This is a genomic window from Pseudomonas sp. GD04091 (genome assembly GCF_029836165.1).
Taxonomy (GTDB): Bacteria; Pseudomonadota; Gammaproteobacteria; order Pseudomonadales; family Pseudomonadaceae; genus Aquipseudomonas.
On sequence record NZ_JAOEBG010000005.1, the window covers coordinates 143,329 to 166,366 of the forward strand.

The following is a 23,038-nucleotide window of genomic DNA, read 5'->3' on the forward strand; positions in this document are numbered from 1 at the left end:
CCACCGTGCCGCCTGCTTCGCGGGTAAACCCGCTCCCACAGGAATGGCGCATGACTTGAAGTCAGTGCAGCCGCTGTGTGTGGTTTACCATCGAACACCTGCGAAGCGGGTGCCAGGCTCCTTGGCGCTCAACCCGCCTTGCGCAAGGTCAGGTTGATCCGCCGCTCGCCCATGCGTGGGTGCACACCGGGCTTGATGGGCAGCACACCGTGAAATCGAAGCCGGTCCTCGCCGCCCCATACCAGCACGTCGCCATGGCTCAAGGGTATCCGTTCAGCACGGTCCGAGCGCTGCATCCCGCCGAACAGGAACACGGCCGGCAAACCCAGCGAGATCGACACGATCGGCTGGCCGAAATCCGCCTCGTCGCGATCCTGGTGCAGGCTCAGGCGGGTGCCCGGCACATAGTGGTTGATCAGGCAGGCATCAGGGACGAAACCGTCGAAACCGGCCTGGGCGGCGGCGTGGCCGGCCAGGTCGAGCAGGATTCTGGGCAGGGCGGGCCAGGGCGAGCCGCTGAGCGGGTCGATGGGGCTGTAGCGGTAGCCGTGCTGGTCGCTGACCCAGCCCAATGCGCCGCAATTGGTCAGCGCCACGGCCATGCGCAGCCCGCCGGGCGTGCTCATGTGTCGCCATGGCGCCGCACGCAGGACCGGGCGCAGGGCGTCGAGCAAGGGTTCGAGGTCGGCCAGGGCGAAGCCGGGCAGCAGCACGGTATGGCCGGCCAGGCGTTGCGGCTGTCGGCCGAACAGGTCGAGGTGGGACTGGATCATGCGGCGTGCTACCAAGAGGCGATGGGCGATTGTAGCGTTTGACGCGGCGTGGAGCTCGGGGGCCCGACGAAACCTGAGTGTTGACTTGCACCCATGAGCCAGGCTAGTTTCTCTGCCCATGAACACATTCCCGCAGTGTCGCGCCCTCAGCATTATTACCGCCATTATCAGTTTGGCGGGCTAGCGCACACATGCACTGAACCCGCCCTGGAGGCGGGTTTCTTCTCTCTGACTCCTGGGCACTGCAAAACCACCAGGAGTCATCGATGACCAGCCTTCGTACCCCCGCAACGCCCCTGCAACTGCTGTCCGCGCAGGTGCGCCGCATTCTTTCGGCGCCCGTGTACGACCTGGCCATCGAGACGCCGCTGCAGCCTGCGCCGGCCTTGTCCGCCGCCCTTGGCAACCAGGTCCTGCTCAAGCGCGAGGACCTGCAGCCGACGTTTTCCTTCAAGATCCGTGGCGCCTACACCCGCCTGTCGCGCCTGACAGCCGAGCAGCGCGAGCGCGGGGTGATCACCGCGTCTGCCGGCAACCATGCCCAGGGGGTGGCACTGGCGGCCTCGCGCCTGGGCCTGAAGGCCACCATCGTCATGCCGACCACCACGCCTTCGCTGAAGGTCGAGGGGGTGCGTTCGCGCGGCGGGCAGGTGGTGCTGCATGGCGAGAGCTTCCCCCATGCGCTGGCCCACGCACTGGCCCTGGCCGAGCGTGACGGCGCCACCTTCGTGCCGCCGTTCGACGACCCCGACGTGATCGCCGGGCAAGGTACCGTGGCCATGGAGATCCTGCGCCAGCACCCCGGCGCGTTGCACGCGATCTTCGTGCCGGTGGGCGGCGGCGGGCTGATCGCCGGCATCGCCGCCTACGTCAAGTACCTGCGTCCGGAGGTGAAGGTGATCGGTGTCGAACCGGAGGACTCCAACTGCCTGCAGGCGGCCTTGGCGGCTGGCGAGCGGGTGATCCTGCCACAGGTCGGCACGTTCGCCGATGGCGTGGCGGTGGCGCAGATCGGCGCGCACTGTTTCGAGCTGTGCCGCCACTTCGTCGACGAGGTGATCACCGTGAGCAGTGACGAGCTGTGCGCGGCGATCAAGGACATCTATGACGACACCCGTTCGATCACCGAGCCTTCCGGCGCCCTGGCGGTGGCAGGCATCAAGACATACGTGGCCCGTGAAGGCGTGCAAGGCCAGGCCCTGGTGGCTATCGATTCCGGCGCCAACGTCAACTTCGACCGCCTGCGCCATGTCGCCGAGCGCGCGGAGCTGGGCGAGCAGCGCGAGGCGATCATCGCCGTGACCATCCCCGAGCGGCCGGGCAGCTTCCGCGCCTTCTGCCTGGCGCTGGGCAAGCGCCAGATCACCGAATTCAACTACCGCTACTACCCAGGCAAGGAGGCACGGTTGTTCGTCGGCGTGCAGACCCATCCTCAACACGATCCGCGCGAACAGCTGTTGGCCAGCCTGCGCGAGCAGGGCTATCAGGTGCTCGACCTGACGGATAACGAACTGGCCAAGCTGCACGTACGCCATACCGTCGGCGGCCATGCGGCGCCGGGGGCGGACGAGCGGGTACTGCGCTTCGAGTTCCCCGAGCGGCCGGGCGCCTTGCTGGGTTTCCTCGAGCGGCTGGGCAAGCGCTGGAACATCAGCCTGTTCCATTACCGCAACCACGGTGCGGCGCAAGCACGGGTGTTCGCCGGGCTGGAGGTGCCCGATGACGAGCTGGCCGGGTTGCCCCGGGCGTTGGACGAAATGGGCTACCAGTACTGGGACGAGACGCAGAATCCGGCGTATCGCCTGTTCATGGGCTAGGGTTGCGCTGGGTCAACGCGCCGCGCTTCATTCAGGCGGATCCTCGAACTCTACCGTCAGCTTGAGAGGATCCGGCCATGAGCAGCACATTCTTCATCCCCGCCGTGAACATCATGGGCATCGACTGCCTGGACGAGGCGATGGCGGCGATCGCGGGCTACGGCCTGCGCAAGGCGCTGATCGTCACCGACACCGGGCTGGTCAAGGCCGGCGTCGCCGAGCGCATCGCCGGCCTGCTGGCCATGCGCGACATCGACTCGCGGGTGTTCGATGGCGCCAAGCCCAACCCGAGCATCGCCAATGTCGAGGCGGGCCTGGCGATGCTCCGGCGCGAAGGGTGCGACTGCGTGATTTCCCTTGGCGGCGGCTCGCCCCATGACTGCGCCAAGGGCATCGCCCTGTGCGCCACCAACGGTGGGCATATCCGCGACTACGAGGGCGTGGACCGCTCCGCCAAGGCGCAACTGCCACTGATCGCGATCAACACCACGGCGGGCACGGCCAGCGAGATGACCCGCTTCTGCATCATCACCGACGAGCAGCGGCAGGTGAAAATGGCCATCGTCGATCGCAATGTCACGCCGATCCTCTCGGTCAACGACCCGGCGCTGATGGTCGGCATGCCCAAGGGCCTGACCGCCGCCACTGGCATGGATGCGCTGACCCACGCCATCGAGGCCTATGTGTCGACCGCCGCCACGCCGATCACCGACGCCTGCGCGCTCAAGGCCATCAGCCTGATCAGCGACAACCTGCGCCAGGCGGTCGCTGACGGCGGCGACCTCTCGGCCCGGGAGAACATGGCCTACGCGCAGTTCCTGGCGGGCATGGCGTTCAACAATGCCTCGCTGGGCTACGTGCATGCCATGGCGCACCAGCTGGGCGGCTATTACGACTTGCCTCACGGTGTGTGCAATGCGGTGCTGCTGCCCCATGTGCAGCGCTTCAACGCCAAGGTCAGCGCCGCGCGGTTGCGTGACGTGGCCAAGGCCATGGGCGTGAAGGTCTGCGGGCTGGATGCGGAGCAGGGCGCCGGCGCGGCGATTTCGGCCATCGAGCACCTGGCGGCGGCCATCGGCATTCCGGCGGGGCTGGCGGAGCTGGGGGCCCGGGTCGAGGATGTGCCGGTGCTGGCGGCCAATGCTTTGAAGGATGCCTGTGGCCTGACCAATCCTCGGGTGGCGAGTCAGGTGGAGATCGAGGCGATCTTCAAGGCGGCGTTCTAGTGAGGAGACCTGTGGGAGCGGGTCTACCCGCGAAGCAGACACCGCAGTGGATGGCGCCCGCTCCCGCAGCCCTCAACGCTCACGCATGAAGAACCCGGCCACATACTTGCGGAAGGTCTCCAGGCTCTTGAAGTCGGCATAGCGCTTGAAGTTCTCGGCATCGGGCTCCGGGCCGATCGGTCGCTCCAGCAGCGATACCGACAGCACGCGGTCCTGATCGGAGGTCAGCACCAGCTCGTCCATCACCTGACCACCGATCACCGGGCGGCGCATCAACACCTTCACCCCTTTGCTGGCCATCCAGTCGATCAGCGACACCAGCGCTTTGAGCGGCTCACGCTCTTCGTCGCGGTACACGGGGAACAGGTGCCCGCGCGACAGCACCGGCACGCTGGCCACATGGATCAACTCGTAGAAATGGCTGCCGGCGCTGGCCGGCGAGTACAGCGCCAGGGCCAGCAACGGCCCCGAAGCACGGTTGCCGCCCCAGTACAGATGGTGGCCCTGGAAGTCGAAGCCGTCCTCGCTGCGATTGTTGAACAGCTTGCGCCCCTTGACCTGGTCGACGCAGTCGAGCAACAGACCATGCCGGCGGTGGTTGCCGAACACCGTGGCCTCGCGCAGGCGCGCCTTGAGCATCATCATGTGCTTCATGTCCAGGCGGGTTTCCAGGTAGTTGCTGGCCGGTACCCGTTCGAGCAACGGATAGCGGCTGGCGACACCGCGCAGCTCGGCGAACTGGGCGGTGAGGTCTTTCTTCAGGTGGGTGGCGTAGACGTTCAGGCCGCTGGCTTCGATCCAGGTCAGCAGCAGCGACAGCAGGCGCTGTTGCTCGCGCCGCTCGCCTGGGTTGCGCGGGGAGCTGGGTGCTTCGCCATCGCTGGCGCGGGGGTAGTCGCCAAGCAGCCGCAACGGCGTGTCCGGTGCGAGCCAGGAAGCGGGTGGGGCAGCCTCTTCGGCCCGTTCGCCGCCCTCGCGCTCATCCTTGCTGAATGGACAGCCCGGGGTGTGTTCGGGGGTATCAGGGTTGTTGCGCAGGAACAGCGTGCCGGTGCTGCCGTTCAGCGACACGTTGAGCACCGGCAAGGCGTCCTTGCGGCAATCGCAGGCCAGCCACTGGTTGGCGCTGCGTACCTTCATCAGCCACTGGTTGGCCTGCAGCAGGCGGGGGCCGGCCAAGGTGCCGCAAGCGAAGCCTGCCAGCAGTTCTTGCTCCGCCGGGGTCAGGCTGCGCACCAGGGCGCCGGTTTTTTCGATGATTCGCATTGAGGGGCAGCTCCAAGCTACAAGCCTCAAGCTTCAAGCAAAGCCGCGCGGCTTTCAACTTGAAGCTTGCGGCTAGGCGCTGGCCGCTCAATTACCGCCGAACAGCTGGGCGGCGCGGGCGCGGATTTCCTCGGGGCTGAGGTCTTCCTTGTGGGTGGAGACGAACCACAGGTTGTTGAACGGGTCCTTCAACGTGCCGCTGCGGTCGCCGTAGAACTGATCCTTCACTTCGCTGACCTGCCTGGCCCCGGCGGCGATGGCCTGGGCGTAGACCTTGTCGCAGTCCTCGACGTACAGATGCAGGCCGACGGCGGGGTGCTCGATGGTCTGGCTGGGCTTGAGGCCGCCCTCCATGTCGCACGGGTCGCCCAGCATCAGCGAAGAGTCGCCGATTTTCAGCTCGGCATGACCGACGCGGCCGTCGGGGCCCTCGAGGCGGAACATCTCGATGGCGCCGAACGCTTTCTTGTAGAACTCGATGGCCTTGGCGGCGTCCTTGATGCCCAGGTAGGGCGTGAGGCTGTGCTGGCCTTCGGGGATGGGTCTGGCTGCCATTTTCGTCTTCTCCTTTCACGTGGGTTGATTGCAACACCTTGGTGATTAGAGTCGTTTGCGCGGGTGGAAAATCGACAGCTGCTTTATATCGTTTATCTATAAAAAAACAGTGGGGCCGCGTTGTGGCCCCACTCACGAACCGCGTCAGAAGATGTAGTCGGTGGTCAGGAAGCTCGACTGCCGGTTGCGGATGATCTCGCTGATCAGTTCCTTGTTCGCTTCCTGGAACTTCGTCGCCACCAGGGTGCGGATGGAGAACACCCGCAACGCGTCATGCACCGACAGCGTTCCTTCGGCGCTGTTCTTGCGGCCATTGAACGGATAGGTGTCCGGCCCGCGCTGGCACTGGGCGTTGAGGTTGATGCGGCCGACCTGGTTGGCGAAGGTGTCGATCAGTGCGCCGATGGTCGCGGGGTCGTTGCCGAACAGGCTCAGTTGCTGGCCGTAGTCGGAGTCGAGCACGTAGTCGATCACCGTCTGCAGGTCGCGGTACGGCACCACGGGTACCACCGGGCCGAACTGTTCCTCGTGATAGACGCGCATGTCGCGGCTCACCGGGTACAGCAGGGCAGGGTAGAAGAACGATCCGCGGCTTTCCCCGCCACCCTCGTTGAGCACCCGCGCGCCCTTGGCCGTGGCGTCCGCCACCAGGCCGTCGAGGTAGTCGATCTTGCCCGGCTCCGGCAGCGGTGTCAGCGCCACGCCCGGTTCCCAGGGCATGCCGGGCTTGAGCGCGGCCAGCTTGCGCTGGAACTTGTCGAGGAAGGGTTCGACCACGTCCTCGTGCACGAACAGGATCTTCAGTGCGGTGCAGCGCTGGCCGTTGAACGACAGCGAGCCGGTGACGGCTTCCTCGACGGCGTTGTCGAGGTTGACCTGGGGTAGCACGATGCCGGGGTTCTTGGCGTCCAGGCCCAGAGCGGCGCGCAGGCGGTGAGGGCGCGGGTGGAGCTTCTTCAGGTCGCTGGCGGCCTTGTGGGTGCCGATGAAGGCGAACACATCGACCTTGCCGCTGGCCATCAGCGCGCTGACGGTCTCGCGGCCGCGGCCGTAGATGACATTGATGACGCCGGCGGGGAAGCTGTCGCGGAACGCCTCGAGCAGCGGACGGATCAGCAGCACGCCGAACTTGGCCGGCTTGAACACCACGGTGTTGCCCATGATCAGCGCTGGAATCAGCGTGGTGAAGGTTTCGTTGAGCGGGTAGTTGTAGGGCCCCATGCACAAGGCCACGCCCAGTGGTGCGCGGCGGATCTGGCCGAGGGTACCTTGTTCGAGCTCGAAGCGGCTGGAGCGGCGGTCGAGGTCCTTGAGGGCATTGATGGTGTCGACGATGTAGTCGCAGGTGCGGTCGAACTCCTTTTCCGAGTCCTTGAGGTTCTTGCCGATTTCCCACATCAGCAGCTTGACCACGGCGCTGCGCTGCTCGCGCATGCGCGCCAGAAAGGCTTCGACATGCTGGATGCGCTCGGCCACGCGCAGGGTCGGCCACGCGCCACGGCCCTTGTCGTAGGCGGCGACGGCGGCATCGAGGGCGGTCAGCGCGGTGTCGGCGTCGAGCAACGGGGCGCTGCCCAGGATCACCTGCTGTTCGCCAGTGCCGTCCTTCAGCCAGATCGGGCTGCGCACGGTGGCCAGTGGCCCGTGCCATTGCCTGAGTTCGCCGGCGACCAGGTAGTCGCGCTGCTCCAGGGGTGGCCCCAGACGCCAGGCTTGGGGAATGTCCTCAGGCGTGGGAAACAGTGAGTCGAGCAGACGATCCATGGGTACTGCACCTCTCTCATTCGGTGATGAAGCGTTTCAGCTTGCGAGCATGCGCTCGCCGGTCGAAAAACGCCAGTCTGGCGCAGGGCCGATGACACGGCACCTGCCAGGGACGCATTGATCGATGGGCGGTAGAGTGCGCTCAACATTGTGCGCGTGGCGCCGATAACCCTGGAATCGATCGCCAACGCCGACCTATGACCCTATCCCCCATCCCTGATGACCAGCCGCCCAGCCATGGGACGCTGCGTCAAATCCTGAATCGCCTGTTGCCGGTCGGCTTCGCCCTGATCGGCATCGGCCTCTCCGTCGCCCTCGGGCATCTCGACGCCCAGCGCGAGCGCAGCGAGCAACTGGGCAACTTGGCCGCCCGCCTGGCCGGGATACGTGGCGCGCTGGAGGCGCAACTGGGGACGGCGTTCGGCGAGGCCGAGGGCATCGCCCAGCTGATCGCCGCCGATGGTGCCATCAGCCCGGCACACTTTCACGGCATGGCCCGTGACGCCCTGCAGTCGGTGCCTTACATGCGCCATATCGCGCTGGCACCGGCGGATGTGATCAGCGATGTCTATCCGCGTGAGGGCAACGAACAGTTGATCGGGCTGGACTATCGCCAGTTGCCCGAGCAGTTCCCCATGCTGCAATCGGCCCGCGATCAATTCCAGCCGGTCCTGGCGGGGCCCCTGCCGATCCTGCAGGGCGGTCGGGCACTCATCTATCGGCGACCGGTGTTCATCGCCGGCAAGCGCGGTGTGCAGTTCTACTGGGGCAACGTGTCGATCGTGGCCGACATCGATCGGCTGCTGCTCACCGCAGGTCTGCGCCCGGACACCGCGTTCGAGCTGGCGGTGCGCGGTGGCGACGGCAAGGGCGCGCAGGGCAGCGTGATCTGGGGCGACCCGCAGTTGTTCGACGACCCGCAGGTGAGCATGACCGTGCAGGTGCCCGGGGGCCTGTGGCAACTGGTGGCCGCGCCCCGGGGCGGCTGGTCGGGCCTGGACCTGTTCGGCTCGCCGCTGTTCCTGTTCGCCCTGAGCTGCACGGGCCTGTTCAGCCTGTTCGTCGCCCAGCTCAGCCGCAAGCAGCGCCTGCTCGAACTGCGCAACCGCGAGCTGCGCCGCTACCAGGCACAGCTCGAGCGCTTGGCGCACTACGACACCATCACCGGACTGCCCAATCGGGTGCTGTTCCAGCAGCAACTGGGCCAGGCCATCGCCCAGGGCCACGGCCTGGCCGTGCTGGTGCTCGATATCGACGGTTTCAAGCAAGTCAACGACAGCCTCGGCCATCCGCTGGGCGACCTGCTGTTGCAGCAGGCCACCGCGCGCTTCTTGCAAGCGCTGGACAGCCAGGATCGCGTTTGCCGCCTGGGTGGCGACGAGTTCGTGTTCATGCTGCAAGGCACGCAGGTGCAGGTGAACCAGCAGATCCGCACCTTGCTGCGCTGTCTGCAGCGGCCCTTCGACCTCAACGGCAACGCCGCCCTGGTCACCGGCAGCATCGGCCTGGCCTGGTGTCCGCGCCATGGCGAGGACGCCGACAGCCTGCTGCGCCATGCCGACACGGCCATGTACGCGGCCAAGGAGGCCGGGCGTGACGCCTGGCGGCCCTACCATCCGGAGATGACCGAGCGCCTGCAGCAGCGTCTGGAGCTGGAGCGCAACCTGCGCCGGGCGCTGGAGCGCAATGAGTTCGAGTTGTGGTACCAGCCCAAGGTGGACCTGTTCAGCGGGCGGCTGGAGGGCGTGGAGGCGCTGTTGCGCTGGCGTGATCCGGAGCATGGCCTGGTGTCGCCTGGCGAGTTCATCCCCCTGGCCGAGCGCACCGGGTTGATCATTCCGCTGGGTGAGAGAGTGCTGGAGCTGGCATGCGCCCAACTGGCCGAGTGGCGCGCCAACGGTGATGTATCCGGCCCCTTGGCGATCAACGTCGCCGCCTTGCAGATCGAGCGCAGCGACTACGTGACCAGCCTTGCCTCGGCGCTGGAGCGCCATGGCCTGCCGGCCAGCCTGCTGGAAGTGGAGATCACCGAGAGCCTGCTGATGGAGAGCCAGCAACAGGCCTGTGCCGTGCTGGCGCAGCTGCAGGCCATGGGCGTGGCCACGGCGGTGGACGACTTCGGCACCGGCTATTCGTCCTTGGCCTATCTGCGCGCCTTGCCGATCGACCACCTGAAGATCGACCGTGCGTTCATCAAGGACCTGCCAGGGGATGATGACGCGATCGCCATCGCCCGGGCGATCATCGACCTGGGGCACGCGCTGGGCTTCCGGATCACCGCCGAGGGCATCGAAACCCAGGAACAGTACGGCTTCCTGCGCAATGCCGGGTGTGATCAGGGACAGGGCTTTCTGCTGGGGCGGCCGATGCCGGCCGAGGCCCTGCGCCGCTGGCTGACCGACAACCACGAACGGCGGTATCCGCCGCCGCGGCCCTAGATAGCTTCGCGTTCGCGGGTACGGGATGGATGCGTGGCGCCTCAGGGACGCAGCGCGGCCAGCGGCGTGCCAGCCTGTCCCAGGCTCGCGTAACCGACCCGAGGCACCTGGCCAAGGCGCTGCTCGACCAACGCCAGCAGCGATTCTCCGCTGGCCAGGTAGGCGTCGCCGAAATCGTGCCCACCCAGCGCGCAGGGGTGGGCGACCACCTCCAGCACACCATGCTCGGGCGCCAGCCCGGCCTTGAGGTCGGCCGGGGTGCAGACAAAATCAGCGGTGCTCCCGGCGAGCTGGCGCAGGCGCCGGTTGAGCAGCGTCTTGAACACGCGCTTGAGCGGCCCGATGTTGCGCCCGACGTTACGCGCAAGACGTACCGGCACTCCCTGCTCGCGGGCGAAACGGGCGACGATCGCGCCGACCGGCCAGATGTTGTGCACGTGCTGGTGCGAGTCCAGGTGGCTGGGCATCAGGCCGTGATCGAGGCAGTGCTTCCACTGTGCTTCGAGCTCCTCCTCCACGGCCGCCCGCTCACGGCGGGACAGGTGCAGGGTGCGTTGCTTCAGACGCAGATCGAATTCGCCGTGCGGTGCGCAGAAGCGCGGCTCGGCAAGGATCGCCTGGCTCAGCGGGCGGCCGTAGGTCAGGTTGAAGTGCAGCCCGATCCGCCCCTTGAGCGCTGACTGCCGGGCCAGCACGCAGGCGGCGGCGAAGGCCGGCATGTTGGCCATCGCGGTGGCCGAACTGATCAGCCCGGCCTGAAAGGCGTGGAGGATGACCGCGTTGGTGTGGGCGCTGAGGCCGAAGTCGTCAGCGTTGACTATGACCTGGGAGGGCATCCGGATGCTCCTGTGGCGGGTTGGGGGCGACGGTGCCCGGTGCGTTGGTGGTTTTGCGCAGGCGTGGCTTGAGCCATTGCCAGCAGCGCAGCGCCAGGCCCAGCAGGACACCGTCGGGGCGCCAGCTGTAGCTGCTCAGGCGCCATTGCTCGATCTGGCCGGTCATGCGTTCGTGTAGCTGGTGGCTGGAGTTGTCCAGGCTGACCCGCGAGGCGTCGACCCACTGCCAGTCCTCGTCCAGGCCCCAGTGAATCCACTCTTCGAGCAGCACGCGACCGCTGCCCAGGTCGCGGTACTCGGGCACGAAGGCGAGGTTGTAGTCGTACACCCGGCCCCGTTCGAGCAGACCCAGGCGGTAGCTGATGCAGCGTCCGTCGAGCTCGAGCAGCACCAGGCACACCAAGCCTTCGGCGGCCAGCGCGGTGAAGGCCTGGTACATCCACTGCCGACGCTGCGCGCCAGAGAAGATGCCGACCTCGTCATCGCCTTTCCAGCTGACGGCTTCCACAGCACTGATCGCATCGAGCAGTTCGTCCATGTTCTGGGGCGTGGCCATGATCCGGCGCACCCGGGCGCCGCAGGCGTCGATGCGCTTGCGCGCGCGGCGCAGTTTGTAGCGCGGGTCGCCGCTGACTTCCTGGCGGTCGCCTTCGTTGATGCGGTGTACCGGCACGCGGCAGGTCAGGCGCTGCTGCCAGGTGGAGCTGGCGCTGGCCCACTGGCGTAGCCAACCCTCGGTCTCGACGCTGCCTGGCACTTCGCTCAGTTGCAGCAGCGCATGGGGCAGATGCTTGCGGATGGCCTGCAGCACCTGGTCGGCGTACAGCGTCGGCAGGTCGATGAGCAACGCGATGCGGTCGCTCAGCGGGTAACCCAGGTGGCGCACCACCGGGGCGAACAGCGGACCGAAGGGTTCGCGAACGCGCAACAGAGGCAGGCACAGGCACAGGCGTTCGTCCTGGTAGCCCAGCAGTACCTGCAACTGCTGGCCCGGCAGCAGGGCGGCCTCGGCGGCGCACAGCCAGCCGAGGTGGTTGAACGGCGTACTGCCGGGCAGGCGCTTGCGCAGCGCCTCGTACTCGGCGGCGGGGAAGTCGTGGGCGCGCAGCGAGGCGCACCATTTCAGCTGCAAGGCCATGGGTTCAGGTCGCCGTGGTCGTGGAGGTGGCGGCCTCGGGCTTGCGCAGCGGCTCCAGGCGCGATTCGGTGTAGCGGCTTTCGCGGAAGAACTTCCAGCGACCGAACAGGCAATACACGTTCATGATCCGTCGTTGCTCCTGGTAGCCCATGCGCAGGTGCAGCTTGAGCGCGGGGATGTTGTGCTGCTCGCACACGTCCACCACCTTGGTGCAGCCTTTGGCGGCCATGGCTTTCCACAGCGCCAGTTGCAGGTCCACCGACAGTTCCGTGCCCCAATAGCGGCGGATCAGCTCGCCGCCGAACTCGAAGAATTCGCCAGGCCCCACCGGGAACCAGCAGCCATAGTAGTGACGGTCGTGATAGTGGCGGTTGCTGCCCCAGATGAACGCCACGGCATCGTTGTCGTCGTCGAGGAACATCAGCCCGGTGTGGCCCTCGGCGGCCAGCTCGCGCATGGTTTCCACCCGGTCGCCGAAGTGGCGGGCGAAGGCCTTTACGTTATGCGCGGTGATGGTCTCGATGCGCAACGGGCCATAGGGCTTCAAGCGGTGGGGCGGGACCGGGCTCACCAGGTCGCGCTCCATCCACAACAGCTCCCAATGGTAGAAGACATAGTGCCTGAAGGCGCTACCGAGGGTTTCGCGCAGTCCCTTGCGCTTGATGCGGTCCTGGATCTTGGCCAATGCAGTCATGGTGCCTCCTGGGAATGGCAGGTCGAGGTGCGTCTCATGACGCGCTCCAGGTCAGGGCGAACACGGTCTGCCCCGGCAGTTGAAAGCGGATCTGACCGTCGCGGCAGCTGAAGCTGGCGCGGCGGCTCTGGTTGTCGGGGCCGAACAGCTCGAGTTGGCCGGCGGGGCAGTCGGCCAGGGTCAGCGCCACCTGCTGCTGGCGCTCGGCCTTGTTCACCCCCAGCAGGCTGCGCTGATGCTGGCGGGCCATGGCCAGGGCATCGACCTCGAACGCGTCGTTGTCCAGGGCCAGCACCTGGTCCAGCCAGTGGCGCTGGATGAACTGCTGGGCCAGGCCCACGGGCTTGAGCACGTAGTGCTGGTTACCGGCGTCGCGCAGCATGCCCTTGGGCCATTCGGGCTCATCGGCGACATGGAACCAGTTGAGCATGTCGAGCAAGCCGTCGCTGGCGGCGTTGATCACCACCGAGGTCCACCACAGGCCGGCGTAGTGGGTGTTCTGGTCGTAGGGGCTGAGGCTCGAGCCACTGGAGAGGTTGGTCTGGTCCAGCAGCAGCGCCTTGCGTGGCCGGCCGTTGGCGTCGAGGCCCACCAGGTTCGCGGCCTGGCGCACGCTGTCGCGGTAGCTGCGGGTGGCCAGCAGGTCGCGGACCATCCATTCGTGCCAGGCCAAAGCGTCGATCTGTTCGCCGTGCTCGGCGAGCAGGCGCCGGGCCCAGTCGATGCCACGGCGCTGCTGGCTGTTGTCGGCGAATGGGCCACCGACGAAGCGCGAAGACGCCGGCATGGCGATGCGCACGCCGGCCTCGTGGGCCCCCGGGTACTCGCGCACACGTTTGGCCATGGCCTGGAAGAAGTCGCGATAGCTCGGGTAATCGCGGTAGTTGAGGTTGGGCTCGTCGGCGAAGGCCAGGTAGTGGATACCCTTGCCGCCGAGGGCCTTGGTGGCCTGCAGCCAGGCATCGAGCGCGTCGGTGCTGGTGCGGTCGCTGCGCAGGTCGGCGACCCGCGCGCTGCCGGCCAGCAGGGTGATGTCCTGGCGGATGCCGAAGCGTTCCTGGTAGAGCTTGCGCCAGGCGTTCTCGAAATCGGGTTGACGCTGCAGCACGTCGACGAAGCTGTAGAACCCGGCGGCCTGGGGGCGCAGGGCATCCAGCGCGGCGAAGCTGCTGGCGGGCGGCAGCACGTAGGGCAAGGCCACGCCCAGCCGTGGCGTGGGCCCCAGCACCTTGCTGCCCAGGGCCAGGCGCACCTGGCCATCGGCCTGCGGCAGTTCGCCAAGGTCCTCGGCACGCTGGGCGAACAGGTTGGCAGTGCCATCGAGCCAGAACGCGGCCTTGCCGCTGCCTTGCAGGCCCAGGCGCCAGGTCTGGTCGCGGTTGCTGGTGGGCAACGCCTGCTGGTCGAAACGCCAGTAGGCGCGGTAGGGCTTGAGCGCCAGCTGGACCCGGCGCCCGTCGCCGAGGCGCTCGGCGAACAAACCGTGGACGCCGCCATGGTACTTGCCGGCCAGCACCGCCTGCTCACCGGCCTTGACTCGGAAATACAGGGTGACGCCTGGCCCCACCTCGGCGGCGAAGTGCACCTTGGCCGGGGCGAACAGCGCCCGGGTACTGCCCTGGTGCTGGATACGGTAGTCGCGGAAGCTGTAGCCGGGCACTTCCAGGCGATAGGCGCCGTTGCCGGTCGGCAACGGCCAGCGTTGTTCGCCGCGCACCTGCTCGGCCTTGATCAGGCGTTCGCCGGCCAGGCGTCCCTGGCCGTCCAGCAGGAACAGGCGCTCCTCGTTGGCATCGGCCTGCCATGCGGGTCGCCACTGGATACGCAGTTCATCGGCGCGGGTCGGCAGCAGGTACAGGCTGCCATCGCGCAGGTCGCCCCATTGCACGGGGGCGGCCTGCGCCGTCTGCGCCACCAGCGCACCGACCAGCAGCAGGCGTCTCATGCCGGCCTCCGTTGCAGCATCTGCCGCAGCGGGGCCAGGTCGGCGGGCAGGATGATCAGGGTCTGGCCCAGCGGCACGCCGCTGAGGCGGCAGTACAGCACCAGCATGGCCACGGTCACCGCCAGGTAGGCGATGGACGAGGCCGCCGCGGCGCCGACGATGCCCCAGGTGGGGATGAGCAGGATATTCAGCACCAGGTTGAGCGCCGCGCCCACGCCCATCAGCAGCGAGACCGTGCCGGGCCGGTTCTTGCCCAGCAGGTCCAGGCGCAGGATGCTCGCGTAGCACAGCCCCAGCAGGCCCGGCAGCAAGGCCAGCAGCGCCGGGTAGGCCGGCGCGTACTCGGCGCCGAACAGGGTGACGATCAGCCACTGGCCGATCAGCGCCATGCCCAGGCAGGCGCCGAGCATCACCGTGGCGGTCAGGCGCAGGGCCAGGGGGGTGATCTTCTCCATGCCGGCATCCTGCTGCAGCAGGCGTTTCATCAGCGGCGTGGTCACCGCCTCGGGTACGATCAGCAGCAGCTCGGCGGCGGCGCTGGCCATGGCGTAGTGACCCAGGGCGGTACTGCCGAGCATGGCGCCGATGAACAGGTAGTCCGAGCGCAGGATCAGTTGCTGGAACAGCAGGTCGGGGTGGCTCTTGGCGCTGTAGCTCAGCAGCTCGCGCTGGCCGCCCCGATCCCAGCGCAGTGCCAGCGGGTGCTGGCGGCGCAGCCACCACAGGCCCAGCACCAGGACCAGGGCGATGCCGCACAGCCAGCTGATCAGCGCCGCTTCCAGGGCCGCGTCGCGCCACATCCAGTACAACCCGAGGAACAGCAGCAACGGGGCCAGCGACTCGGCCAGGCGCAGCGCATTGAAGGCTCCGACGCCGCCGCTGGCGTTGTGCAGGGTCAGCAGGCCGCTCTTGAGCACGGTCATCGGCACTGCCAGCAGCAACAGCCAGGCCAGCAGGCCAAGCTGCACGGTGACTTCCAGGTCGGCGCCGAATTCGCGCACCAGGAACACGCAGAGCAGGGTCAGCAGCCCGGCCAGCAGGCAGCCGTAGACCAGCACCTGGGTCAGCAACAGGCCCATGTCGCGCTGCTTGGCCGCCTGGTAGCCGACCGCGCTGTTCAGGCCACCGCTGGTGGCGGCGCTGATCAGGTCGGGCAGGGTGCTGAGCAGGGCGAACAGGCCGCGCTCGCTGGGCCCGAGGATGCGCGCCAGCAGCACGTTGCGCAGCAGGCGCAGGGCGATCATCGCAAGCTTGGTGCCCATGCTCAGCGCCAGGTGGCGCAGGTAGCTGTTGCGGTTCATCCGCGCTCTCCACGGCTGATGCGCCAGGCCAGCAGCGAAGGACGGCTGGCATTGCGCTGGCTGACGCCGATGCGCGGCAACGCCAGCGGATCATCGTGGCCCTGGCAGATCCCCGGGCGGGTGCTCAGGGCATAGGGGTAGCGGTGCGCGGCCACCCGGGCGCGCACGCGGTCATCGTGATCGCCGTTGGGGTAGCAATAGACCGGCAGCGGATCGCGGCAGCCCTGGTTGAGCGCCGCGTGGCTGCGCTGCAGCTCCTCGTCGAGGCGGTGGTCGTCCAGATAAGGCAGCAGGGCATGGCTGGCGCCGTGCGGGCCGAAGCGCACCAGGCCGGAATCCTCGAGGGCGCGCACCTGCTGCCAGTCCATGGCCTGGGGCAGCGACTCCGGCGGGCAGGCGTCGGTGAGCACATGCAGGGCCTGGGGGCTGAGGCTCTTCAAGGTCTGCAGGTAGCGCGCCAGCACCAGGCTGCGGGCCTTGCTGTGGTCGTGCATGAAGTAGGCCGCCGGCAGGGGGCGACCGATCTTGCGCAGGCGCTCGATCAACTGCCGCCGGGCATCTTCGCCGTGGCTGCCCCACAGGGTCTCGCCGACGCTCTCCCACCAGAACCGCTGGCGGCTGCCGATGTAGTCGGTGGACAGGAAGATGCTCGCCGGCACCTGGTGGCGCTGCAGCAGCGGGAAGGCGTTGACGGCGTTGTCGCGCCAGCCGTCGTCGAAAGTCAGCGCCACCTTGGGCCGGGCGTCGCCGCGGGGTTGTTCATGGCTCTTGAGCAGGTCCATGAGGCTGACGCAGTCGAAATGCCGGGGCAGCCAGCGCAGCAGCCCTTCGAAGGCCCGGGGGCCGACGCACAGTTCATTGCGATGGGGCAGCGCGGCGCTGGCATCGTCGGCCAGCACCCGGTGCAGCATGAGGATCACCCCGGCGCCCCGAAGCTCGGAGCGCCCGCGCGGCGACTTGAAATAGAACCAGCCACTGGCCTGCTTGATGGGGGTCTTGATCGGCATGTCCGTCGCTCATCGGTTCTGGTCGGGGTTCCACTGGCTGTAGCTGTGCCCGCGCAGGAACTGCCACAGGCCCACGCTCATGCCAGCGAGGGTGACCAGCACGAAGGCGGCCAGGCGAAACGGTCGGGGCAGGCGCCGACGGGCGTCGAGCAGGCCGGCGATGGCGGCGGCGTAGCCGAGCAGTTGCAGGGCCAGGGTCAGGCGATAGAAGCCAGGTTCCGCGGCCAACCACAGGTTGGCCAGCAGCAGTGGCAGCAGCAGCACCGGGGCCAGGCGGCGGATCAGCTTGTGGCTGATCAGGGCGATGGCGTACAGGCCATGGCGCCCCGGATTCAGCAGCTCGCGGCGGGCGGCCAGGCTCAGCAGGCCGCCGACGGTGACGCGCTGGCGGCGGCGGAACTGCTTGTCGGCCTCGTCCACACCCTGGTCCAGCACCACGGCTTCGGGGACGTAGACGATGCGCAGGCCGGCGGCCGGCGCGCAGGTGCTGATGAAAAAGTCGTCGTTGACCTGTTTCGGGATCGGCTGGTACAGCGCCCGGCGCAGGGCGAGCAGGGCACCGTCGGCCGAGACCATGCAGCCGGTGCGATTCTCCACCTTGCGTACCCACGCCTCGTAGTGGCGATACAGGCTGTCGCCGATGCTCAGGCCCTTGCCCGGGTCGGGGATGATCATGTGCCCGGCGGTGCCGCCGACCTGCTCGTCGGCAAAGGGCGCCAGGAGCAGGCCGAGGGTGTTGGCCGACCACTGGTTGTCGGCGTCGGTGAACACCAGCAGCTCGCCCGTGCACACCTGCACCGCGCTGTTCAGCGCGCCGGCCTTGCCCAGGCGCGGCAGGTCCAGTACCTGTACCCGTGGGTCATCCAGGGCGCGGGCCAGAGCGACGGTGCGGTCGCTGGAGCCGTCGCTGGCCACCACCACCTGCAGCTCGGCGGCCTGGTAGTCCTGGCCGAGCACGCTGGCGAGCTTGGCTTCGATATGCCGTTCCTCGTTGTGCGCGGCGATCACCACGCTGACCCGCTGCGCGGCGAGCGGCCCTGGCCTGCCGCGCGGGAAGAACGGCGCGGCGAGGCTCAGCAGCAGCGGGTAGCCGACCCAGGCGTACAGTGGCAGCAGCAGGCAAAGCCAGAAGATGAACTCAGCCACGGGCGGGCCTCCTTGCGGTGCGGTTGAACAGGCTGAGGATGAACGCGGCGCCCGCCAGGTGCAGGCGCAGCCAGTGCAGGCCCCAGAGTTGCAAGGTGAGCAGCAGGTCACGGTGCCTGCGGCTCTGGCGCAGGCTCAGGAACAGGGCGGGCAGGGCGCTGAACAGCAGCAGGTACAGCGCCACATGGGGAAAGCCGTCGAGCAGCGCCGACAGGGCCATGGCATCCAGCACCCAGGCACCCACCGAGAGCAGCGGGAAGCGCAGCAGGCGCAGGCTGACGCCGTGGCTGCGCAGCAGTTGCAGGTGGCTGCCCTGGCGCCACATCTCCTTGCCCAGCCACTCGCGCCAATTGGCTTCATAGCCCCAGTGCAGCACGGCGGGCTGGCGCAGCACCCGCAGGCGCGCGCCGCACGCATGCAGGCGCAGGGTGAAGTCCTTGTCCTCGCCGGTGCGCAGGCGTTCGTCGAAGCCGCCGACCTGCTCGAACCAGCTGCGCCGCATCAGCAGGTTGGGGGTGGGCAACCAGGTGCTGTCCTGCACGGTCTGCCCGGTGCGCAGGGTACGGCGCTGCCAGGCCTGGGCGAACCAGGGCGCATGGCGCGGGGTGTCGCAGTCCAGGGCGAAGACATCGCCTTCGCCCCGGCGCTGCAAGTCCAGCAGCAGGTCCAGCCAGTGCTCTGGCACCTCGATGTCGGCGTCGAGGAACGCCAGCCACTCGCCCTGGCTGGCGCGCACGCCGGCATTGCGCAGCGCGCCGATGGCCACGCCGGGCAGGCTCAGCACCTGGGCGCCGTGCTCGCGGGCGATCCGTGGGCCGTCGTCGCTGGAACCGTTGTCCACCACGACCAGTTCGCAGGCCAGTCCCGCGGCGCTGGCGGCGCGCCGGGCGGCGTCCAGGGTGCGGCCGATATGGCGGGCCTCGTTGAACATCGGGATGACGATGCTCACCCGGCTCATCGTGTCATCTCCTGCTGTTGGCGGTCGCGGGCCTGCCCCAGCAGCACGCTGGACAGCGCGAGCATCAGCCACAGGTACTTGTGGCTCGGCGCGCTGAGGAACATCAGGAACAACCCGATGGCCAGCATGCTCATGGTCAGGTGGGTCATCAGGTCGGCCTGGTCGGGGTCGCCGGCCGCGCGCCAGGCGGCGCGTGCCTGCCAGAAGTTGCGCAGGGCCAGGGCGATCATGCCGACGAACAGCAGGCCCGCCGGCAAGCCGACCTCGCTGAACAGCTCGAGGTAGGTGTTGTGGGCGCGGCGATAGAGGTCGGTGGTCTTGCTGTTGACCGGCGCGAAGGCCTTGGAATAGCCGGTGTCGGCGTAATGCAAGGGGAAGGTCCCGGGGCCGGTGCCGAGCAGCGGGCTGTGGCTGATCATCTCCTTGCCCACCACCAGGTAGGAGGCGCGTCGACCCAGCGACTCGTCCTGGTGCGCATTGACCCCGGACTTGAGCAGCACCAGCGACTGGATGCGCTCGGCGTAACCCGCCGGCATCAGCGCCACGCCCAGGGGCAGGACGATGGCCAGGCCGAGCATGGCGAAACCCAGGTGCCGTGGCCGGATGCGCGTCAGTTGTTCGCGGTAGTTGTACAGCACGATCCCCAGGCTGATCAGCAACACCACCAGGCCCGAGCGCGATTCGGTCTTGGTCATGCCCACCAGCAGCAACAGGCAGCAGCCAGCCCAGAACAGCTTGACCGGGATCTGCCGGGCCTTGATCGCCAGCCACAGTCCCAGCGGCATGGCAATGGTGATCAGCAGGGCGAAGGCGTTGGGGTCGAGCATGGCCGAGGCGCGGCCCTGCTCCTGGTACTTGGTGGAGAAGATGGCGAACAGGCAGGTGACGCAGACGCTGACCGTGATCAGCCGCGCCAGCATCGGCAGGTTGAGGTCGCGGCCTACCAGCAGGGTGATGACGAACACCACCAGGCCCACCAGCAGCTCGCGCAGGTGGCTGGCCGACAGGGCCACGTCGTCGCTGGCCCACAGGCTCAGCAGGTACAGCGCCATGAACGGCAGCAGCAGGCGCCACTGGTTGCTGCGCAGGCGCTCGCCGGGCAGCTGGCGTACCGCCAGTTGCAGGCTGAGGATCAGCACCAGGCCGATGCCCACCAACTTGGCACCGGACACCAGGCCATCCTTGAGCAGACCTTCGAGCGGTACCAGGGTGGCGATCGCCAGCAGGCCCCAGGCCGGCTTGCGGTACAGCACCAGCACGCCGGCCAGGCCGATCACGCCGCCGGGGGCCAGGAACGGGTAGGGGCTGGCCAGCAGCCCCAGGCTCAGCAGGGCCACCAGGCCCACCAGCGACAGGGGGATGATCATGCGACAACCTCCTCGGCCGTGCCCCGGTACACCAGGGCCCAGCGTTGTGCCAGGGTCGGCAGGTGGTAGCGTTCGCGTTGCGTCTGGCGTGCCCCGGCGACCAGTTCGGCGGCTTGTTCGGGGTCCTGCAACAGGGCCTCGAGGTGCTCGGCCAGTTCGCGAGTGGCCAGCGGCGCGGCCAGCAGGCCGTTGCGGCCATGTTCGATGACGTCGGGAATGCCGCCGACCCCGAAGGCGACCACTGGCACACCGTCCTGCATGGCCTCGAGCAGGATCATCGGCGTGCCTTCGGTGCGCGAGCTGATCACCAGGGCGTCCAGGCGGCTCATCCAGCTGCGCATGTCGCGCTGGAAGCCGGGCAGGGTGATGCGCCCGGTCAAGCCGGCGGCGTCGATGCGGGCTTGCAGGGTGTCGCGCTCGGGGCCTTCGCCGAGCATCACGGCGTGGACCTGGGGATGGCGCTGGCACACCGGGATCAAGGTGTCGAGGAACAGGTCGGGGCCTTTTTCGCTGGACAGGCGGCCGACATAGGCGGCGAGCCAGGTTTTTTGGTCGTGATCGCAATCCCTGTGGGAGCGGCCTTGTGTCGCGATCGGGCGCGAAGCGGCCGCCGGGGCATGGCAATCCGGTGTGCCTGAGTCATTGGCGTGGGTGGCCTCGGGACCGCTTTGCGGCCCATCGCGACGCAAGGCCGCTCCGACATGATCGTCATCGGCTGGACTGGCCTCGGGCAGGCCGTTGGGAATCACCCGCAGCTTGGCCTCGGGCACGCCGGCGTCACGGTGGATGCGGGCGATGCTCTCGGCCACGCACACCACGGTGTCCACCGTCGGCGTGCGGCACAATTGCAGGCTCAGCCAGGTGTAGAAGCGTTGCTTGCGGCTGCGCGGGGTGAAACCGTGCTGGGTGCTGACCATCGGCAGGCGCCACAGGGTGGCGCCGATCCAGCCGAACAGCTGGCCCTTGAAGTTGTGGCTGTTGACCAGTGGCCGTTGCGCGCGCCGCGCGCCAAGTTCCTTGAGCACCGCGCCGAGCCCCTGGCAGGTGTCGCACTCGACGCCGGCTTCGCGAAAGCGCGCCACCAGGTCGGCCGGGGCATCGAGGAACAGCACCCGGTGGCGGCCCGGCGTGGCCTGGCAATGGTCCAGGAGCATGCGCTCGGCGCCGTAGAACCCGCCACTGCCGAGCAGGTGCAGGATCGGCCGGCTGCCGGCGTGCAGCGCCGCGTTCAATTGCGCACCCAGTGCCACAGGCGTGGCAGCGACCAGGTCTTGTGCGGGTTGGGCAGCGCCGGGGTCTGGTCGTTGATCACCAGCAGTACCGGCAGGCCCAGTTCGTGGCTGATCTGTGCCGGGTGCTTGAAGCGATGGTCGAAGAACTCCTTGACGTAGACGACGGCGATCGCCAGCAGCAGGCCGGTGATCAGCCCGAACGGAATGATCAGGCCGGGTTTCGGGAAGCTGGCCGAGGCCGGCTCGTAGGGCGCGCTGAGGATCCGGGCGTTGGACTGGCTGCCGTCGAGCAGGCCCTGGCCACGGCTTTCCTCGTAGCGCTGGGCATAGGTGGAGAAGGCCTTGTGCAGGGCATCGATCTCGGTGTCCAGCTGGCGGGTCTTGCTCTGGGTCTCGCGCAGTTGGAGGATGCGGTTGCTGTAGTCGGCGATGCGCTGGGTCTTCTGCTCGATCACCTGCTGGGTCACGGCCAGGTCCTGCTGGCGTTCACGGATGCGGTTCTCGACGATCTTGAGGAATTGCGCGCGCAACTGGGCGATCTGCTGGCGCGCCAGCACCATCTGGTCGGAGCTGGGCTGGAACACCGTGGCGTCGCCGTTGTAGCGGGCCAGTTGGGTGGTCAGCTGCTCGCCGAGCTGCTTGATCTCGCGGTCCTCGAAGGCCACGTTGTCGACCGTGGTGGTGAAGGTATAGGGGAACGCGTAGTCGGCCATCCTCGCCTTGCTGGCCGCGGCCAGGCTGGTCTGCAGGTAGTCCAGCCACTTCTGGTTCTGCAACTGGCGATCACGTTGCAGGTTGAGCGCCTGTTCCTCGGTGTTGATGGCATTGAGGCGGAAGGTGATCTCCTCCTTCGGATCCGACGAGCCGATGGCGGTCAGCAGGCCCAGGCGCTGGCTTTCCAGATCGCCGAGGCGAGCCTGGTAGTGCAGCTTCTTCTGTTCATAGAAGGCCTCGGGCAGCTCGTTGGATTGCAGGTCCTGGCGGTTGGTGAGGAAGTTGTTCAGCAGCCGGCTGACGAACAACGTGCCCAGCTTCGGATCGTCGGCGCTGTAGGTGATGGAGATCACGTTGGAGCCGGGCAGGGTCTCGACCTTGAGGTCCTTGACCGCCTGGTCGGTGAGGGCGTCCAGCTGGGTGTCGCGTTCATCGGCCACGCTGTTGCCGAACAGCCGGTGCAGCGGCTCGATCACGCCATGGCGCAGCGGGTCGAGCACGGTGCGGCGCAGCAGGCTGGGCTCGTCGGGGTAATGGCCCTCCTTGCGCAGCTCGCCGAGGGTCTGGCGGATCAAGGTAGGCGAGCGCAGGATGTTGCTTTCGGTCTCCATGTCGGCCAGCGACGGCGGGATGAACTGGTCGGCCTGCTGGCCGAGGGCCGAGGTGGTGTCGCTCTGCGAGAGCTTCTTGGACTGCACGATGACTTCGGCGGTGATGTCGTAGCTCTGCTTGAGCACCAGCGGCAGCAGCACGGCGATCACCGCGAACACCAGGAACACCCGTTTCACCAGTTGGCGGTTGGCGAAGAAGATGCGGAAGAACTCATGTACGTAGTTTTCTTTCGGTTGCGTGGTCATGGTC

Annotated in this window: 18 protein-coding genes; 3 read left to right on the forward strand and 15 right to left on the reverse strand. The window is 67.7% G+C overall.

Annotation, left to right across the window (positions count from 1 at the left end; all coding sequences use genetic code 11):
• Positions 1–128: 128 nt before the first annotated feature.
• Positions 129–773, reverse strand: a complete 645-nt coding sequence (gene alkB, locus N7422_RS08855) for a DNA oxidative demethylase AlkB (protein WP_279806199.1) — start codon at positions 771–773, stop codon at positions 129–131.
• A 266-nt stretch (positions 774–1,039) separates the two neighbouring features.
• On the opposite strand from alkB, the gene ilvA reads away from it, so the two are divergent.
• Both ilvA and yiaY read left to right on the forward strand, forming a co-directional pair.
• Positions 1,040–2,590 (forward strand): threonine ammonia-lyase, biosynthetic, encoded by a 1,551-nt coding sequence (gene ilvA / locus N7422_RS08860; protein ID WP_279806200.1) that lies wholly within the window; start codon positions 1,040–1,042, stop codon positions 2,588–2,590.
• 77 nt (positions 2,591–2,667) lie between these two features.
• Positions 2,668–3,816 (forward strand): L-threonine dehydrogenase, encoded by a 1,149-nt coding sequence (gene yiaY / locus N7422_RS08865; protein WP_279806201.1) that lies wholly within the window; start codon positions 2,668–2,670, stop codon positions 3,814–3,816.
• A gap of 72 nt (positions 3,817–3,888) precedes the next feature.
• Here yiaY and N7422_RS08870 read toward each other — a convergent pair whose 3' ends face one another.
• The 3 genes from N7422_RS08870 to N7422_RS08880 form a co-directional block, all read right to left on the reverse strand.
• The gene (locus N7422_RS08870; RefSeq protein ID WP_279806202.1) at positions 3,889–5,082 is read right to left on the reverse strand and encodes a hypothetical protein; all 1,194 of its coding nucleotides are present in this window, start codon (positions 5,080–5,082) and stop codon (positions 3,889–3,891) included.
• Positions 5,083–5,169: 87 nt separating this feature from the next.
• Positions 5,170–5,637: a VOC family protein gene (locus N7422_RS08875; protein WP_279806203.1), complete on the reverse strand. Its 468-nt coding sequence runs from the start codon at positions 5,635–5,637 to the stop codon at positions 5,170–5,172.
• Between the two features lie 144 nt (positions 5,638–5,781).
• On the reverse strand, positions 5,782–7,401 hold the full coding sequence (locus N7422_RS08880; protein ID WP_279806204.1) for an NADP-dependent glyceraldehyde-3-phosphate dehydrogenase: 1,620 nt from the start codon (positions 7,399–7,401) through the stop codon (positions 5,782–5,784).
• Positions 7,402–7,598: 197 nt separating this feature from the next.
• Between N7422_RS08880 and N7422_RS08885 the strand changes: the two genes are divergently transcribed.
• Complete coding sequence (locus N7422_RS08885) at positions 7,599–9,839, forward strand: EAL domain-containing protein (protein ID WP_279806205.1); 2,241 nt, start codon at positions 7,599–7,601, stop codon at positions 9,837–9,839.
• A gap of 41 nt (positions 9,840–9,880) precedes the next feature.
• Here the strand turns inward: N7422_RS08885 and N7422_RS08890 are convergent, their stop codons facing one another.
• The 11 genes from N7422_RS08890 to N7422_RS08940 all read right to left on the reverse strand — a co-directional run bounded on the left by N7422_RS08890 (position 9,881) and on the right by N7422_RS08940 (position 23,034).
• On the reverse strand, positions 9,881–10,675 hold the full coding sequence (locus tag N7422_RS08890; RefSeq protein WP_279806206.1) for a ChbG/HpnK family deacetylase: 795 nt from the start codon (positions 10,673–10,675) through the stop codon (positions 9,881–9,883).
• A complete protein-coding gene (locus N7422_RS08895; RefSeq protein WP_279806207.1) occupies positions 10,647–11,813 on the reverse strand; it encodes a GNAT family N-acetyltransferase in 1,167 nt (388 codons plus the stop codon). The genes N7422_RS08890 and N7422_RS08895 overlap by 29 nt, the downstream gene beginning before the upstream one ends.
• Before the next feature lie 4 nt (positions 11,814–11,817).
• Complete coding sequence (locus N7422_RS08900) at positions 11,818–12,507, reverse strand: N-acetyltransferase (RefSeq protein ID WP_279806208.1); 690 nt, start codon at positions 12,505–12,507, stop codon at positions 11,818–11,820.
• A 34-nt stretch (positions 12,508–12,541) separates the two neighbouring features.
• Positions 12,542–14,452 carry a hypothetical protein gene (locus N7422_RS08905; RefSeq protein WP_279806209.1) on the reverse strand — a complete coding sequence of 637 codons (1,911 nt, stop codon included), beginning with the start codon at positions 14,450–14,452 and terminating at the stop codon, positions 12,542–12,544.
• Positions 14,449–15,753, reverse strand: a complete 1,305-nt coding sequence (locus N7422_RS08910) for an oligosaccharide flippase family protein (RefSeq protein WP_279806210.1) — start codon at positions 15,751–15,753, stop codon at positions 14,449–14,451. Before N7422_RS08910 ends, N7422_RS08905 begins: the two co-directional genes overlap by 4 nt.
• Positions 15,750–16,760 (reverse strand): polysaccharide deacetylase family protein, encoded by a 1,011-nt coding sequence (locus N7422_RS08915; protein WP_279806211.1) that lies wholly within the window; start codon positions 16,758–16,760, stop codon positions 15,750–15,752. Before N7422_RS08915 ends, N7422_RS08910 begins: the two co-directional genes overlap by 4 nt.
• Before the next feature lie 9 nt (positions 16,761–16,769).
• Positions 16,770–17,906: a glycosyltransferase gene (locus N7422_RS08920; RefSeq protein WP_279806212.1), complete on the reverse strand. Its 1,137-nt coding sequence runs from the start codon at positions 17,904–17,906 to the stop codon at positions 16,770–16,772.
• Positions 17,899–18,864 carry a glycosyltransferase gene (locus N7422_RS08925; protein ID WP_279806213.1) on the reverse strand — a complete coding sequence of 322 codons (966 nt, stop codon included), beginning with the start codon at positions 18,862–18,864 and terminating at the stop codon, positions 17,899–17,901. Before N7422_RS08925 ends, N7422_RS08920 begins: the two co-directional genes overlap by 8 nt.
• Positions 18,861–20,231, reverse strand: coding sequence for an O-antigen ligase family protein (locus N7422_RS08930; protein ID WP_279806214.1), 1,371 nt, complete (start codon positions 20,229–20,231; stop codon positions 18,861–18,863). Before N7422_RS08930 ends, N7422_RS08925 begins: the two co-directional genes overlap by 4 nt.
• Positions 20,228–21,385, reverse strand: a complete 1,158-nt coding sequence (locus tag N7422_RS08935; protein WP_279806303.1) for a glycosyltransferase family 4 protein — start codon at positions 21,383–21,385, stop codon at positions 20,228–20,230. Before N7422_RS08935 ends, N7422_RS08930 begins: the two co-directional genes overlap by 4 nt.
• 74 nt (positions 21,386–21,459) lie before the next feature.
• Positions 21,460–23,034 carry a lipopolysaccharide biosynthesis protein gene (locus N7422_RS08940; RefSeq protein ID WP_279806215.1) on the reverse strand — a complete coding sequence of 525 codons (1,575 nt, stop codon included), beginning with the start codon at positions 23,032–23,034 and terminating at the stop codon, positions 21,460–21,462.
• Positions 23,035–23,038: the final 4 nt, after the last annotated feature.